Source organism: Aliiroseovarius sp. S1339 (genome assembly GCF_023195695.1).
In the GTDB taxonomy this organism is placed as follows: domain Bacteria; phylum Pseudomonadota; class Alphaproteobacteria; order Rhodobacterales; family Rhodobacteraceae; genus Aliiroseovarius.
In genome coordinates this window covers 486,566-501,132 of the sequence record NZ_JALPQG010000001.1, presented here as the reverse complement: position 1 = coordinate 501,132, position 14,567 = coordinate 486,566, and the positions used below count along the sequence as shown (strand labels likewise).

Genomic DNA, 14,567 nt, shown 5'->3' with positions numbered 1-14,567 from the left:
TTCCTTTTGATAAATTTAAGCTATGACGTTGGCAAAGCGAGATTTGTGTTCTTGCCAGATGATGAAGGCCAGCCCTATGGCTGGAACGATAATCGCTGCGAATGGGATGTAGCCCGCACCATAGGTGCTATCGACAACGATCCCGCCAATAATCCCGCCCAAGGCGTTGGCGATATTGAAGGCAGAGATGTTGGCCGTTGCTGCAAACTCGGGCGCGTCGCCAGCGTGCTTCATCACGCGCATCTGCATCGGTGGCACATTGGCGAAGGAGACAATACCGAAGACAAAGGCGGCTGCGACGAAAAGGAAAGGTTGGGATGCCACCAGCCCGACGAGGATCAAAGAGGCGATCATCGCGGCGGGCCAGCCGATTAGGGATACGCTGAGGTTCCTGTCAGCGGTTTTGCCGCCAAGCGTGTTGCCCAAGACCAAGCCCAAGCCAACGATTGCCAAAATCCAAGTCAGGGATGAACGCTCGAAGCCTGCGATGTTCTCGGCAATCGGTGCTATGTATCCATAGAACGTCATAAACCCGACCCAGCCCAAAGTCGTGATCATCAAGCTGGCGATCAATTGTGGATTGCGGAACGCGCCAAGTTGCGAGCGCACGGATTTCGGCTCTTCCGCCCCTCGCGCAGGAACGCCAATTGCTATGGCGACCGCAGATAGTGCGCCAAGGATGGCGACAACAACGAACGTAGTGTTCCAGCCGTAGATGTTGCCGATCCATGCACCACCGGGCACGCCCAGCACATTGGCCAGCGTCAGACCTGCAAACATTTGGCCCACGGCCTGTCCTGCCATTTTCTCTGACACCAGACGGGTCGCGACGACGGCCCCGATCCCATAAAACGGCCCTTGTGTCAGACCGGCCATCACGCGGCTGATCATCAACGTTGTGTAGTCGGTTGAGAATGCCGTGATCAGGTTGGAGACGACAAACAACGCCATCAGGCCGATTAGGACCACCCGCTTGCGATAGCGCGCAAGCCAGAGCGTCAAGATTGGCCCACCGATCACGATGGCCAAGGCATAGGCTGTGATAAGGTGACCTGCCTGTCCTTCAGAAATGGTCAGGCTTTCAGCGACCTGCGTCAGGATACCGGCGATCACAAACTCTGCGGTGCCGATGGCGAAGGCGGCCAAGGTCAAAATCCAGACCTGTAGCGGCATTTTTGATTTCAGTGACATGTGTCTGATCCTTTCGCGGACGTGGTGTTCAGTTGATCAATGCGCCACCGTCGATGTCCATGACGGCACCGGTGACAAAGGGATTGTCGATTGCGAAGAGAGACTCGTGCGAGGTTTTTCGGTGCGCCTGCTGTACCAGCGGCAGCAAAGACACCGCGCGGTCCAGCATGGCGTTGCGCGCCTCTTCATTCATTCCCGAATGGGCCTCGGTATCGGTTAGGTGGGGGCTGATCACATTGACGCGGATCGGGGCCAGTTCGTTGGCGAGGATTCTTGCGACGGCTTCAAGAAGCGGACTGGATGGGGCGCGCGAAAATAGGAGTCGCTCCTCAATCTCTGGAAAGTCCATCGTTGAATGCTGGATCCCGAGATCTTGGAGTCTGGCGCGAAACGACTTGTAGCCCGCAAGGCGGATACCAAAGTGATCGAAGGTTTCGTCGGCCGTATCTCTCCCGTTACCGCGTGTGACGATCAGGTGAACGAACGGCTTGTCACCTGCATAGAGCCTGTGTCCGGGATCGCGATGGATCGCCTTGGGTCGATCGCGCTCCTCCAGATCGCCGAAGACTTTGGGAAAGAACGCTCGTGTGCAGGCCAGATCGCGGGTGTGCAGTGTGATGTGATCAAGGTGCATAATGTCCTCCTTTCGTTGGTCATCACGTAGCACTTGCCTATAGGCAGTATAATTGATCAAAATATGAATTTATAATTCGGTCTGACCGTATAATGGAAAACCAAATGCTGATTGAAAACCTCAAGCTGTTCTTAAAAATCGTTGAAAAAGGTGGGCTTGCGGCGGCGGGCCGAGAGGTCGGCTTATCGCCGGCCACAGTCACAGATCGGCTAGCGACCCTTGAGGCGCATTACGGCGCGCGGCTTTTGACGCGAACGACACGCTCAATCAGCCTGACAGATGAGGGCGGTGAGTTGGTGAAAGGTGCGAGACGCATCTTGGCCGAGGCCGACGAAACAGAAGCGCGGATCAAGCTGGGCGTCGAGAAGATATCAGGAACAATCCATATCAGCGCGCCGAACGATCTGGGGCGCAGTCAGATTGTGCCTTTGCTTGACCGCTTCATGTCTGAGCACTCTGAAATTGCCGTCGATCTAACTCTCACTGATGGATATGTCGATCTTGTGGGGCAAGGTATTGACCTTGCTTTGAGATATGGCGAGCTGTCAGACAGCACGATGAAATCGCGCAAGCTTGGAAGTAATCGCCGCCACATCTGTGCCAGCCCGGACTACCTGAAGTGCAACGGTGTGCCTGCGCATCCTGATGATCTTGCCCACCACAATTGCCTGATCATGCGGTTTGGGACCAGCACCGATCAGGATTGGGCATTTGTCGTGGATGGAAAACTGCGGAACTTCCGCGTTTACGGTGATCGAATTGCCAATAGGGGCGATCTTATTCGGCGTTGGTGCCTGAATGGACGTGGCGTGGCCCTGAAGTCCGAGTGGGATGTCCGACACGATCTGGCAGCGGGCAACCTTGTCTCGGTCCTCGGTGAGTACGCACCGAGTCCAAGCGCGCTGCAAATTGTATATCCCGCAGGCGCGGTGCAACCGCGTCGTGTGCGTGCGCTGATGGATTACCTGTCAGAGATGCTTGATCACTAGCGACCGGACGTTGGAAAAGCAGACTTTCGCACTTCTGTGGTGAAATTGCGCTTTGTTCGCATACCGGCCATCCCCTCACCGAAAATGCTTCGACAGCTTTAGCCCCTGACCCTGATAATTCGACTTGATGTCGGACCCATACAGCGCTTCAGGCACTTCGCTCATTCGCTCATAAACCAATCGCCCCACGACCTGTCCATGTTCCAACACAAACGGTGCTTCGTGGCAGCGCACTTCAAGCACGCCGCGCGAGCCCGAGCCGCCTGCGGCGTCATAGCCAAAACCAGGATCAAAAAAGCCTGCGTAGTGCACGCGAAACTCGCCGACCATTGCCAGGTAAGGGGCCATTTCGGCGGCGCAATCGGGTGGAATGGCAATCGCCTCGCGACTGACGAGGATATAGAACGCGCCGGGGTCAAGGATGATGCGCCCGTCGGTGGTATGCACCTCTTCCCAGTATTCCGCCGGGTCGTAATGTGCGAGTTTTGACAGATCGACAACGCCCGTGTGCCGCTTGGCGCGATAGCCAACCAGATCGCCCGAGGCCGGTTTTAAATCGACCGAAAACCCAAGCCCGTCCGAAATTACCGGATCGCCTGAAACAATCGGCGTGCGGGCGTGCACGTCCCGCAACTCGTCATCGGACAGAATCGTTTTGCCTTGCCGGAAAATGATCTGGTTCAGCAATTGGCCGGGCTGGGCGACGACCGAAAAGCTTTGCGGGCAGAGCTCGGCATAGAGCGGTCCGTCATAGCCTTCGGGCACGCGGTCGAATTCGATCCCGTGATCGGTGATGACGCGGGTCATCAGGTCAACGCGCCCGATCGAGCTTTTGGCGCTGGCGGCGGCGGTCATGCCCTTGGGCAGGCGCAGGCGCTCCATCAACGGAACGACATATACGCAGCCTTTTTCCAACACAGCACCGCCGGTCAGCGAAACTTCGTGCATGGTCAACTCGTCCAGCCGCTCGGCCACGGTCGAGGTTTTGCCGGGCAGGAACGACGCGCGGACGCGATAGGCTGTATCCCCCAGACGCAAATCCAGCGATGCCGGTTGAATTTGTTCATTGAGGATCGGAGACGAGGCCGCGATGCCGCCTTCGGCAACCATCTGCCGGATCTGTCGGTCTGCCAAAACGCCGGTTTTCATCTGCGTCCCTCCTCGGACCCGTGCTGCGGATACAAAAACACCCGCCCGATAGACGGGCGGGCGGTTTTGAATTTGGTCGGGCTAGCAGGACTCGAACCTGCGACCTTCCGTCCCCCAGACGGACGCGCTACCAGGCTGCGCCATAGCCCGACTGGAGACCTTACATAGTGATTTTCGCAGGCAGGGCAAGCGGGAAACAGCAGGAAATTCATCATTCCGCTTTCCTGTGCACATGGGCCGGGCATCGGCGCGCTTAAGGCGTTTGTCCGGGCTGGCGGCCCATCTGTGCGCCAAGCGACTCCAGTCGATCGGCAAGCGCCTGCAGGGCAGCAATATTCGCCCCGGTACCGGATTTGCGTGCGCGTCGCAGGGCGCTGGACAGTGGTGCGTGGGCGGCTGCGTCGTCATCGCCGGGGTCGCTGGGAACATGAGAAATATCAACTGAGGGTGCCGCGGTGGACGATTCGGCATCGTTTTGCAATCCGGGCAGTTCGGGGGCGACCGGCGGCGGGGTGTCTGTGGTGTCTTCTTGCGACGCGGCCTGATCGGCTGACGCCACGCGGTCCGAGCCGAACACAGGTTGCGTCGGCGGGGCAGGGGGTTGGCCCGGGGCAGCTGTTTCTTTGGGCAATGGTGCATCAGAAGAGTCAGCCACATCGCCGCGCGTAAAGGGTGCCTCGCTTTCGATCGGGGCTTTAGCCGCATCTTTTTCTGACGGCGACATTGGCTGCGCTTCGGATTTTGCGGCGACTGGCCGTTCTTCCTTGGCAGGCGGCGTGTTCGGCTCGGGTTCAGCTGCCGCATTGTCGTCGATGGTCTGTGCGTCTTCGATCTGGGGCTTAGCGTCTTTCGTTGACGTGTCTTCCTTGCCAGATTTGCCTGCCAACGGAACAACGTTTGACGGTGTGACGTCGCGCATTTCATCGCTGTCAAGTGGTGGGGACATCGCCGCTACATGCTTCACGCCTTCTTCGCGCAGCAGTTTCTGCACCCCGCGAATGGTCATCCCATCTTGGTGCAACAGCTTTCTGATGCCGCCCAGAAGCTCCATGTCATTGGGGCGATAATACCGACGGCCACCGGCGCGTTTCACCGGCTTAACTTGACTGAAACGGCTTTCCCAGAACCGCAGCACATGGGTCGGCACGCCTAACCATTCGGCCACCTCGCTTATCGTGCGGAAGGCGTCGGGAGACTTCTTATCCATGTCCAGACCTGTCTGTTCTGCTTCTTATCATCATTAAGGACGCACGCGCCCGGTGTGGTGGTCACGCAGACGCGTCAGCGCTTGTTTCCGTCGTCAACGCGGTCTTTCATAAGGTGGGACGGGCGGAAGGTCAGAACCCGACGCGGCGGGATCGGCGCTTCTTCGCCTGTTTTCGGGTTTCGACCCACGCGGGCCGCCTTGTCGCGCACTGAAAACGTTCCGAAAGACGAGATTTTCACGCTTTCGCCATCTACCAATGCATCGGAAATGTGACCCAATACGGTCTCGACCAGTTGCGCGCTTTCGTTGCGTGACAGGCCGACTTCGCGGAACACGGCCTCGCTTAGGTCCATCCGGGTCAAAGTCTTTTCACTCATGTCGTCCCCCTGATTATTTTCGGGAAGCATGGGTCGTTTGAATTTACGAGTCAATATCAACGGCTTGGGAAAAGGCGTTCGTGCATGGGTTTAAGGGCGTTACCAGCGGATAACCACCGCGCCCCACGCCAGACCGCCGCCAATCGCCTCGGTGACGACAAGATCACCGTGTTTGATCTTGCCTTCAGCGCATCCCACCGACAGGGCCAACGGGATCGATGCCGCCGACGTATTGCCGTGATCCTGCACCGTCACAATCACGCGATCCATCGGCACGCCCATTTTCTTGGCGGTGCCTTGAATGATGCGGATGTTGGCTTGATGGGGGACGATCCAGTCAACGTCATCATCGTTCAGGCCGACCTTGGTCAGCGCTGTTTCAGCAGTTTCAGTAAGCTTTCCAATGGCCTGACGGAACAGCGGATTGCCCTGCATGCGCAAATGGCCGGAGGTCTGGGTTGTCGACACCCCACCGTCGACGAAAAGCATGTCCCGCATGCGTCCGTCCGAGTTCAGGTCGGCCGACAGGATGCCGCGATCCGTGGTCTCTCCGCTGCCGTTTTGTGCTTCCAGCACCACCGCGCCCGCGCCGTCGCCAAACAGGACGCAAGTTGCCCGATCCGTCATATCAAGGATGCGCGAAAAGGTTTCTGAACCGATCACCAGCGCGCGGTCGATCTGTCCTGACAGGATCAGCGCATTGGCGTTGGTTAGCGCAAAGACGAAGCCCGCGCAGACCGCCTGCACGTCAAAGCCGAAGCCGCGCGTCATACCCAGTTCGTTCTGCACCATGGTGGCGACCGAGGGAAATGTCAGATCGGGGGTCGAGGTGGCGACGATGATTGCGTCGATATCGTCGACGTCCAACCCTGCGTGCTTCAGGGCTGCGCGTGCGGCGTGCGTGGCCATCTGCGAGGTGGTTTCACCTTCGGCAGCAAAATGGCGACGTTCAATGCCTGACCGCGTGCGAATCCATTCGTCCGTGGTATCCACAATGTCTTCGAAGTGCGAGTTTGGGACGACTTGCTCGGGCAGGTAGTGCCCGACGCCCTTGACCACGGCGCGTCTTGTCATTCTTGCTGCTCACCTTGCCGGCTTTCCGTTGCGACATCTTGGCGTGATGCGTCCCCGGATGCAACCCGCGCGGCGAGCTTCTGGTTGAAACCGCTTTTGCCCAGTTGAAAGGCCAGTCTGACCGCTGCGGAAATACCTGTGGCATCTGCCGATCCGTGGCTTTTCACAACCGTCCCGTTCAGTCCCAGAAACACACCGCCATTGTTGCGGCTGGGGTCCACGCGATTGCGCATCCGTTTAAGTGGCGACATCGCCAAAAGGGCGGCGATCTTTGACAGGAGGGTCGATTTGAAAGCGTCCCGCAGCAGGCCCGAGATCAGGTTGGCCGTGCCTTCGCCGGTTTTCAGGGCAACATTGCCCGTAAACCCATCCGTGACGATCACATCAACCCGATCAGACGGCAAGTCGACCCCTTCGATAAAACCGACAAAGTCGATTTGCGCGCCATCTGCGGCATTAGAGATCAGCTCATGCGCAGCCTTCAATTCGCTGCGGCCCTTGTGTTCTTCGGTTCCGACATTCAACAACCCGACCCGCGGGCGATTGATGCCCAGCCCGTTGCGCGCATAGGACGCGCCCATCATGGCATATTGCAGCAGGTCGTTTTCATCGGCGCGCACATCGGCACCCACATCCAGCATCACGTTGAACCCAGTCGGGTTACGTGATGGCCACAGGCAGGCAATCGCGGGCCGGCTGACACCCGGCAGCTTGCGCAAGCGCACCATCGACAACAGCATCAGCGCGCCGGTATTGCCGCAGCTGACAGCCACATCGGCGTCGCCGTCGCGCACCGCGTCAATCGCCGACCACATCGAGGTCTTCTGACCATTGCGCATCACTTGGCTGGGTTTGTCATCCATCGTGACGACTTCGTCAGCGTGACGTATCTCGCACACCTCGGACAGGCCCTTGGTGCGGGCGACCAACTGCTCAAGCTCTGGTTTGTTGCCGTGCAGAATGAACCCGATTTCCGGGTTCTTGTCCGCAGACAGCGCAAGACCGGCAACCACGGCTGCCGGCCCCAAGTCGCCGCCCATGGCGTCGACCGATACGATTGTGCGTTTGGGGGCGTCCATTGTCATTCTTCATCCCATGCTCGGGGATTTTCTGACACGACCGCCCGCGCCGGGCAAGAGGCTTACGCCGCGTCTTCGTCGTCGAAATCGACTTCGTCGGCAATGGCGACCACTTCACGGTCGTCATAGTGGCCGCACGAGGGGCAGACGTGGTGGGGGCGCTTCAGCTCGCCGCAGTTCGAACATTCGTTCGGGTTCGCGGCAACCAGGGCGTCATGCGCGCGACGGTTGTTGCGACGCGACTTTGATACTTTGTTCTGTTGGACAGCCATGGTCTCAACCTTTGGATTTCGGGGGCGCAGGGCCCGGTGTGTTTCAGGGGCGATATCGCCCGGTGTTCTCAAATATTCCTGAGTCTCGGCGCCTCATACGCGGTTTGCGGTGCGCTGTCCAACCCATCTTGTGGAAGAAGGCGGCAAAATACTGGGATTCTTTTTTCGTGCAAGGGGTGAAACGCGCCAATTTCGGGTGAAATCGTCGATTTTTTGGCAGAAGTACCTGACACGTGGGGTATCGTCAGCCCGCCTCAGGTCTTTTCGCCACCACCAGAAAGCTTGTCACGCAATTCAGACAGGCCTGCAAATGGCTTCACGTCATCATCTGTCAAAGGCTTGGTGCCCGTCTCGGCGAACACACTCGCCTGCACTTCTGCGCCTTCGACACGAGGGTACAGGGGCAGGGCCAGCGCCAATGCCTCGATCATCACCAGTCCAAGGTCAATCACGTCCGTCAGCGGCTCGACGCTGTCATCTTCCGGCATCTCGACCTCGTCGTCGTCGCTTGGCTCAGACAGATGCTGAAGCCAGCGGCGTTCGATCTTGTCGTCAATCCGCGTTGTCACGGGGTCCAGTGTAACCACACATTCCTGCGTTACAGTTGCCCCAAGATCAGCCGTCATTTGCCAGTCGCGCCTATCCAAAGGCTTCAACGCGCCGGTAAAGCGCAGCTTGCGCAGACCAACAATGCCCAGATCGCGCGCGATGGCGTCGCAATCTGCTTGGCTTGGCACCAGTTCGAACTCGGTCACACGCTTGGTCGACAGATCAGCCGGACGGATGGGATGTTTGAAGGGCAGGGCGTTGCCCGAAGGGGTCGTGTTGGTCATTTTGCGTCTCCGCTGGTTTTTCAGTCTCGTGTTTGATCCAGTTTATCTTGGCCCTGTGCCAACATAGCTGGTGATCGTTTCTTGAACCATGCGCGATCCTAGGCTAAGCCGATACCCAAGACAGAGTGGCGAACGCAAGGGGGGCGGTATGTCTTATCTGCGCCAAACAGGCAAGAAAATGGGTAAAGTAATGGGTGTGGTGCTGCTTGTGGCACTTGTTGCAGCCTGTTCCGCAACGTACCGCAATCACGGCTATATGCCGCTGAAGGAAGATGTGGATCTGATCGAGGTCGGCAAGGATACGCGCGAAACCGTTGCCACGTCGATTGGCAAGCCCGGCACATCTGGCTTGCTGGCAGACAGTGGCTATTATTACGTGCGCTCGCGGTTCAAGCACTATCTTTATAACGCTCCGAAAGAAATTGACCGCGAGGTATTGGCCATTTCGTTCAGCGACAAAGGGGTGGTCGAGAACATCGAACGCTTCGGTCTTGAGCAGGGGCGTGTGGTTGCACTGGAACGTCGTGTGACAGACAGCAACATCAAGGGTGTTGGGTTCCTAAGGCAGCTGTTTGGCTCGATCGGTAGGATCGATGTGGCCGAGCGACTTCGCGGCAACTAACGGGCGAAGGGACTTTACCGCGAAACGCGCGAGACCGCAGGGTCAAGCCCCTAACCAGATGAGTTGAACGGCCGGGCCAATCGTGAAAAGTCTCTGAGCGTTTGATGGCGACGTCCGCGCAATAATACGCAAGGGGAAATGACCTGTTGAATGCTGGCAGTGCGAGAATAGCAGCACGCTCCGCCTTCGGGGTTGCGCGTTTGTCCAAAGCTCTATTTCGTCATCCTTCCGCCAGCCAAGGCGTGCGGATCGGCGCATCCCATGATCGCAACATCCCCCCGAGACAGCCCCATTCGGGTGCAGACGGATTCTGATGGCGCGTTTCCGGGCTCGACGCCGGTCATGAAATCACCAAACCCGAACCGCGTTTCCATCTCGAGGAGGGCATGTGCCCCATTCACCCGGACGGCACCGTAGGCCGCATTGCCCTGGACTATGGCCAAGGCGGCAAGCTGATCCACATCGCCGTCCTCTGGTTTGGTCAAGCCAAGCGTGCGACCGTAGTAAAAGTAGCGCTCATCCTGATCCAGCAAGGCAACCATCATCCGGCCGCGCCGCAAGACGGCGCGCTGATCGTCGTTTCCAAAGAACTCGTCGGTCGCCATGGCCCGACCTTTCATAAAGCGCAAACGCAAATTTTCTGGGGTTAGCCATCAGTTGTCAAAACAATATTGGACGGCGGCTGGTCCAATCGGCATTGGCCGACCCACTGAAATCATTCGATTATGGGTTAACTCTTGTCTGCAAAGAGCAAAGCGGCCGATGGGAGAACTGATCGCGGCCACAAGAGGACACACTCCCCCACACAACAGGTAAGGGGCTTGGCGCAGGGTCGCCGTGGCTTCTTTTCGTTTGCTACGCTGCTCATATTTCTGTCACATCTTGTCGCCACGGTGTCAGAGGCGCATATGTTTTACCAACAGCACTGCATCATGGGCGGAGGTCCGCAATGCCGACAGTTACCAAAGGCTGCTATGTCGCCCGCTTTGGCGAAAGCCAAGATGATATCAAGGCGGCCCAGGCCCTGCGCCATCGCTGTTTTCGCGGCCATGATGGGTCGGACGCGGACCCATTTGACCAACTCTGTCGTCATATCTTGATCGAGGATCGCGCGACGCGCGCGCTGGTCGGGTGCTTTCGATTGATGCCGCTTGAAAACGGCACACGCATCGGGGACAGCTATAGTGCCCAGTATTACGAACTGTCTGCCCTGCGCGCCTATGACGCTCCGATGATCGAGATGGGGCGGTTTTGCATTGACCCCGAGGCCAAGGGCGGCGCTGACATCCTGCGCGTCGCTTGGGGCGCAATGACGCGCTATGTGGACGACGAAAATGTGGGAATGCTGTTTGGCTGTTCTTCTTTTCAAGGCACGGATGCGGCGCAGTATTTCGATACCTTCGCCATGTTGCGCGACCGTCACATCGCGCCTAAGCGTTGGCTGCCTCGGGTGAAAGCCCCCAAAGTGTTTCGTTTTGCCCAACGGTTACGCCGCAAACCGGACGCTAAACTTGCGATGCGCACGATGCCTCCGCTGTTGCGCACCTATCTTTTGATGGGGGGGTGGGTGTCCGATCACGCTGTGGTCGATCATGACCTGAACACCCTGCATGTCTTCACCGGGCTTGAGATCGGCGCGGTGCCGCCAACCCGCGCACGCCTGTTGCGGGCCATCACCGGATAAGCCTTTGGTTGACCTTGCAGGTGTGATTGCCTAACTCCGCCTTATGGCACGTATACCCCTTCTTCAGATGTCTGATATCTCGCTGACCTTTGGTGGCGATCCCGTCTTTGACGGGCTTGACCTTGTGGTGCAACCGGGCGACCGCGTGGCGCTGGTGGGGCGCAACGGATCGGGCAAATCGACGTTGATGAAGGTCATGGCGGGACTGATCGAAGCCGATCACGGCACGCGCGTTCTGTCGCCCGGTGTCTCGGTCGGATATATGGAACAACACCCTGATTTATCGGAATTTACCACGCTGGGCGATTTCGCGACCTCCGGACTTGAGCCGGGGCAGGATTATCTGGTCGAACGGGTCGCCGAAGGCCTGAAGTTCCAACTGGACGCTCCGGTTGGCACCGCGTCGGGCGGCGAGCGGCGGCGCGCAGCCCTTGCCAAGTTGCTGGCCGAGGCGCCTGACCTGATGTTGCTGGACGAACCCACGAACCATTTGGATATCGAAGCAATCGAGTGGTTGGAGGCCGAGCTGACGCAAACGCGCGCGGGTTTTGTTCTGATCAGCCACGACCGCGCCTTCCTGCGTGCGCTGACACGCGCCACGCTGTGGGTGGATCGCGGGCAGGTGCGCCGACAGGAAAAGGGCTTTGAGCATTTTGAGGCATGGCGCGACAAGGTTTGGGATGAAGAAGACCAGAGCCGCCACAAGCTGAACCGCAAGATCAAGGCCGAGGGACGCTGGGCCGTCGAAGGTATTAGCGCGCGGCGCAAACGCAATCAGGGTCGTCTGCGGGCGTTGGGTGATCTGAGGGCCGAGCGCGCCGCCCAGATCAACCGCCAAGGTGCTGCCGAAATGGCGCTGGACGCTGGGCCAAAATCTGGCCGCAAGGTGATCGAGGCGCGCGGCATCTCGAAATCATACGGCGACCGAGTGATTCTGAATGAATTCGACCTGCGCGTGATGCGCGGCGAAACCATTGCGTTGGTTGGCCCCAATGGCGCTGGCAAAACAACGCTTTTGAAGATGTTGATCGGTCAGGAAACGCCCGACACCGGCAGCGTGCAACACGGCACCGGGCTTGAGATTGCCGTCTTTGACCAAAACCGAACCGGGTTGGTTGAGGATGACAGCCTGTGGGAAAACCTAGCGGGTGATCCCGAAATGCGGGTGTCGGGCAAGGCTGATCAGGTGATGGTGCGCGGCACGCCTAAACACGTTGTCGGCTATCTGAAAGAGTTCCTGTTTTCCGACGCCCAAGCCCGCGCGCCTGTGCGGTCTCTGTCAGGCGGCGAAAAGGCACGATTGATCCTGGCAAAGATCATGGCGCGGCAGTCCAACCTGCTGGTGATGGACGAGCCGACCAACGATTTGGACGTCGAAACGCTGGACCTGCTGCAAGAGCTGATCACCGCCTATAACGGGACGGTTTTGGTGGTCAGCCACGACCGCGACTTCCTTGACCGAGTTGCTGAACGCACCATTGCGATGGAAGGAGACGGGCGGGCCACGATCTATCCCGGCGGCTGGTCCGACTATCAGGCACAGCGCGGCGATCACGAGGATAATTTTGCAAGAAAGCCTTCAAAAACAAGGACCAAGGCCGACAAGGTCAAGCAGGACGTGAAGCCCGAACCCGACGGTCTGTCATTCACCGAACAGCACCGTCTTGACGCGCTACCTGCCGAAATGGACCGTCTGTCCGCCGAGATTGCCAAGCTGGAAGAGTTCCTGATGGACCCCGATCTGTTCACCAAAGAACCGGTGAAGTTCAAGAAAGCGACCGAAGGGCTGACCCAGAGGCAGCAAGCGTTGGCGGCTGCGGAAGAGGAATGGCTTTTGTTGGAAGAAAAGGCGGAGGCCGCGCAGGGGTAAAGCGAGGCCAGTGGCCCCGCTTCTAAGGATTTACATCGGAAGGTGGATGTTGAACCGCGCCCGGATCGCGGCGTCAACTTGCGGGTCGAAGCGCGCACTGGCCCGCTGCGCCAGAATATCCTCTTTCCGCGCGGTGGCGGCAGCGATCAGATCGGGTTTGCCAACCTCAGCCCATTCTTTCGGGGACGTCCTGTCGCCGAGGGTCGGATAGACAAAATCTGTCTGCATCCGGCTTAACGTCTGATCTTCCCCTAGGTAATGACCCGGCCCCCCAAGACAGACCGATCTCATCATTTCGATGCTGACCGAATCCTCAGTGATCTCGATCCCGCGCACGCAGCGCAACGCCTGCCCGACGATGTCGTCGCCAAGGATCAGGCTTTCATGACAGAAGCCCAGAAGCGAAGCGTGCATGCCGGCGGCCTCGTAAACCATGTTCAGACCCGAAAGACCGGCCAGCACATTGGAACACATCTGTTCCCAGCCAGCCTGCATATCCGGCAGTTTTGAATCCGAGAACCCGGCGGCCGCCCCACCGGGCAGGCCATAGAACTGGTGCATCTGCGCGCAACCAGCCGACATCAAAGCCTGTTCGCCCGATCCGCCCGACATCGCCCCGGACCGCAGATCGACCAGGAAGGGCCACGTGCCGAAGATCGCGGGGTGCCCCGGTGCGATTGAATTGACATAGACAACGCCCGCCAGACATTCCGCCACGGCCTGAACGATCGCGCCGGCCAGCGTGGGGGGCGCCGTGGCTGTGGCCATGCCGGCTGACAACAGCAACACGGGCATGCCAGCCGCGATGACCTTCTCCATCACCTGACAGCTTTCGGTGGCGAATTTCATCGGCGGCACGACAAAACAGTTGGTGTTCGACACGAAGGGGCGCGCGCGCCACGCGTCCTCGCCGCCCGCGATCATGTGCAGAAGCTCGATCCCGTCTTCTACGAAGTCAGGCTCTGAAAACGAGACGCCGACATGCTTTTTTGTCCCTGATGTGCAGGCGTAGATCGAGTTCAGGTCCATCTCGCGGTTGTCGGGAATATCCCGGCAGACCATGGGCCGCTGAAGGAAATGGATGTTGTCCAGCTGATCGACGATGCGTGCAGCATCATGCAGGTCCTGAACCGTGCTTTCCCGGTATTCGCGCCCGTGCGGATCAACCATATGAACCGCCGCGCCTGCGGTGCCGTAATGCACGCGCTTGCCGCTGAGGGTCAGGTCATGCTGAGGGTCGCGACCGCACAGGGTGATGCCCTTGGCTGCTTTGGCCAGCATGTCTTCAACCAGAGCACGCGGGAAGCGCAGGCGACCGTCGTCGCCAAGGATCGCACCCGCGCGGGTCATGATGTCGATGCCTGACGGCGGCGCGTCCGCCAAACCGATCTGTTCCAAAGCGTCCAGCGCGGCGTGGTGAATGCGATTGATGCCGGCTGGGGTAAGGGGCTTGAACGTCCCCCCCTCCATCCCCGCCCGAACGGGGCGAACATCTTGGGCAAGGGGGGCGGCGCGAAGGGCTTGGCGGGCGGCGCGACCGCCAGAGCGGCGGGCAGATGTCGTTGTCATATTGAATACCTGAAAAT

The 14,567-nt window shown here is 58.9% G+C and carries 15 protein-coding genes and 1 tRNA gene; 4 read left to right on the top strand and 12 right to left on the bottom strand.

The features are described from left to right. Positions 1-15: 15 nt before the first annotated feature. Together MUY35_RS02265 and MUY35_RS02260 are read right to left on the bottom strand one after the other, a co-directional pair. Positions 16-1,191: an MFS transporter gene (locus MUY35_RS02265; protein WP_248363615.1), complete on the bottom strand. Its 1,176-nt coding sequence runs from the start codon at positions 1,189-1,191 to the stop codon at positions 16-18. A 28-nt stretch (positions 1,192-1,219) separates the two neighbouring features. Next, positions 1,220-1,825 carry an SDR family oxidoreductase gene (locus tag MUY35_RS02260; RefSeq protein WP_248363613.1) on the bottom strand — a complete coding sequence of 202 codons (606 nt, stop codon included), beginning with the start codon at positions 1,823-1,825 and terminating at the stop codon, positions 1,220-1,222. A 104-nt stretch (positions 1,826-1,929) separates the two neighbouring features. On the opposite strand from MUY35_RS02260, the gene MUY35_RS02255 reads away from it, so the two are divergent. Then, complete coding sequence (locus MUY35_RS02255; protein ID WP_248363611.1) at positions 1,930-2,814, top strand: LysR family transcriptional regulator; 885 nt, start codon at positions 1,930-1,932, stop codon at positions 2,812-2,814. 75 nt (positions 2,815-2,889) lie between these two features. On the opposite strand, the gene MUY35_RS02250 is transcribed toward MUY35_RS02255, so the two are convergent. The 8 genes from MUY35_RS02250 to MUY35_RS02215 all read right to left on the bottom strand — a co-directional run bounded on the left by MUY35_RS02250 (position 2,890) and on the right by MUY35_RS02215 (position 8,805). After that, positions 2,890-3,963, bottom strand: a complete 1,074-nt coding sequence (locus tag MUY35_RS02250; RefSeq protein ID WP_248363609.1) for a 2'-deoxycytidine 5'-triphosphate deaminase — start codon at positions 3,961-3,963, stop codon at positions 2,890-2,892. Between the two features lie 73 nt (positions 3,964-4,036). After that, positions 4,037-4,113 (bottom strand) — tRNA-Pro (locus tag MUY35_RS02245). Positions 4,114-4,216: 103 nt separating this feature from the next. After that, on the bottom strand, positions 4,217-5,170 hold the full coding sequence (locus tag MUY35_RS02240) for a MerR family transcriptional regulator (protein WP_248363606.1): 954 nt from the start codon (positions 5,168-5,170) through the stop codon (positions 4,217-4,219). Positions 5,171-5,244: 74 nt separating this feature from the next. Next, positions 5,245-5,547, bottom strand: a complete 303-nt coding sequence (gene ihfA / locus MUY35_RS02235; protein ID WP_248363603.1) for an integration host factor subunit alpha — start codon at positions 5,545-5,547, stop codon at positions 5,245-5,247. Positions 5,548-5,646: 99 nt separating this feature from the next. Further along, the gene (locus MUY35_RS02230) at positions 5,647-6,621 is read right to left on the bottom strand and encodes a beta-ketoacyl-ACP synthase III (RefSeq protein ID WP_248363601.1); all 975 of its coding nucleotides are present in this window, start codon (positions 6,619-6,621) and stop codon (positions 5,647-5,649) included. Beyond that, the gene (plsX, locus tag MUY35_RS02225; RefSeq protein ID WP_248363598.1) at positions 6,618-7,706 is read right to left on the bottom strand and encodes a phosphate acyltransferase PlsX; all 1,089 of its coding nucleotides are present in this window, start codon (positions 7,704-7,706) and stop codon (positions 6,618-6,620) included. The genes MUY35_RS02230 and plsX overlap by 4 nt, the downstream gene beginning before the upstream one ends. A gap of 56 nt (positions 7,707-7,762) precedes the next feature. Continuing rightward, positions 7,763-7,972, bottom strand: coding sequence for a 50S ribosomal protein L32 (gene rpmF / locus MUY35_RS02220; protein ID WP_191284736.1), 210 nt, complete (start codon positions 7,970-7,972; stop codon positions 7,763-7,765). A gap of 254 nt (positions 7,973-8,226) precedes the next feature. Beyond that, the gene (locus MUY35_RS02215; protein ID WP_248363595.1) at positions 8,227-8,805 is read right to left on the bottom strand and encodes a DUF177 domain-containing protein; all 579 of its coding nucleotides are present in this window, start codon (positions 8,803-8,805) and stop codon (positions 8,227-8,229) included. Between the two features lie 148 nt (positions 8,806-8,953). Between MUY35_RS02215 and bamE the strand changes: the two genes are divergently transcribed. After that, positions 8,954-9,427: an outer membrane protein assembly factor BamE gene (gene bamE / locus MUY35_RS02210; RefSeq protein WP_248363593.1), complete on the top strand. Its 474-nt coding sequence runs from the start codon at positions 8,954-8,956 to the stop codon at positions 9,425-9,427. A 212-nt stretch (positions 9,428-9,639) separates the two neighbouring features. Here the strand turns inward: bamE and MUY35_RS02205 are convergent, their stop codons facing one another. Beyond that, positions 9,640-10,032: a hypothetical protein gene (locus MUY35_RS02205; protein WP_248363591.1), complete on the bottom strand. Its 393-nt coding sequence runs from the start codon at positions 10,030-10,032 to the stop codon at positions 9,640-9,642. 344 nt (positions 10,033-10,376) lie between these two features. On the opposite strand from MUY35_RS02205, the gene MUY35_RS02200 reads away from it, so the two are divergent. Next, positions 10,377-11,111, top strand: a complete 735-nt coding sequence (locus tag MUY35_RS02200; protein WP_248363589.1) for a GNAT family N-acetyltransferase — start codon at positions 10,377-10,379, stop codon at positions 11,109-11,111. Positions 11,112-11,154: 43 nt separating this feature from the next. Beyond that, positions 11,155-12,981, top strand: coding sequence for an ATP-binding cassette domain-containing protein (locus MUY35_RS02195; RefSeq protein ID WP_248363586.1), 1,827 nt, complete (start codon positions 11,155-11,157; stop codon positions 12,979-12,981). Between the two features lie 30 nt (positions 12,982-13,011). Here the strand turns inward: MUY35_RS02195 and MUY35_RS02190 are convergent, their stop codons facing one another. Further along, on the bottom strand, positions 13,012-14,550 hold the full coding sequence (locus MUY35_RS02190; protein WP_248363583.1) for a trimethylamine methyltransferase family protein: 1,539 nt from the start codon (positions 14,548-14,550) through the stop codon (positions 13,012-13,014). Positions 14,551-14,567: the final 17 nt, after the last annotated feature.

Coding starts and splice junctions, on each gene's coding strand:
- MUY35_RS02265 (WP_248363615.1), bottom strand. CDS start 1,191: ATGTCACTGAAATCAAAAATGCCGCTACAGGTCTGGATTTTGACCTTG.
- MUY35_RS02260 (WP_248363613.1), bottom strand. CDS start 1,825: ATGCACCTTGATCACATCACACTGCACACCCGCGATCTGGCCTGCACA.
- MUY35_RS02255 (WP_248363611.1), top strand. CDS start 1,930: ATGCTGATTGAAAACCTCAAGCTGTTCTTAAAAATCGTTGAAAAAGGT.
- MUY35_RS02250 (WP_248363609.1), bottom strand. CDS start 3,963: ATGAAAACCGGCGTTTTGGCAGACCGACAGATCCGGCAGATGGTTGCC.
- MUY35_RS02240 (WP_248363606.1), bottom strand. CDS start 5,170: ATGGATAAGAAGTCTCCCGACGCCTTCCGCACGATAAGCGAGGTGGCC.
- ihfA (WP_248363603.1), bottom strand. CDS start 5,547: ATGAGTGAAAAGACTTTGACCCGGATGGACCTAAGCGAGGCCGTGTTC.
- MUY35_RS02230 (WP_248363601.1), bottom strand. CDS start 6,621: ATGACAAGACGCGCCGTGGTCAAGGGCGTCGGGCACTACCTGCCCGAG.
- plsX (WP_248363598.1), bottom strand. CDS start 7,706: ATGACAATGGACGCCCCCAAACGCACAATCGTATCGGTCGACGCCATG.
- rpmF (WP_191284736.1), bottom strand. CDS start 7,972: ATGGCTGTCCAACAGAACAAAGTATCAAAGTCGCGTCGCAACAACCGT.
- MUY35_RS02215 (WP_248363595.1), bottom strand. CDS start 8,805: ATGACCAACACGACCCCTTCGGGCAACGCCCTGCCCTTCAAACATCCC.
- bamE (WP_248363593.1), top strand. CDS start 8,954: ATGTCTTATCTGCGCCAAACAGGCAAGAAAATGGGTAAAGTAATGGGT.
- MUY35_RS02205 (WP_248363591.1), bottom strand. CDS start 10,032: ATGGCGACCGACGAGTTCTTTGGAAACGACGATCAGCGCGCCGTCTTG.
- MUY35_RS02200 (WP_248363589.1), top strand. CDS start 10,377: ATGCCGACAGTTACCAAAGGCTGCTATGTCGCCCGCTTTGGCGAAAGC.
- MUY35_RS02195 (WP_248363586.1), top strand. CDS start 11,155: ATGGCACGTATACCCCTTCTTCAGATGTCTGATATCTCGCTGACCTTT.
- MUY35_RS02190 (WP_248363583.1), bottom strand. CDS start 14,550: ATGACAACGACATCTGCCCGCCGCTCTGGCGGTCGCGCCGCCCGCCAA.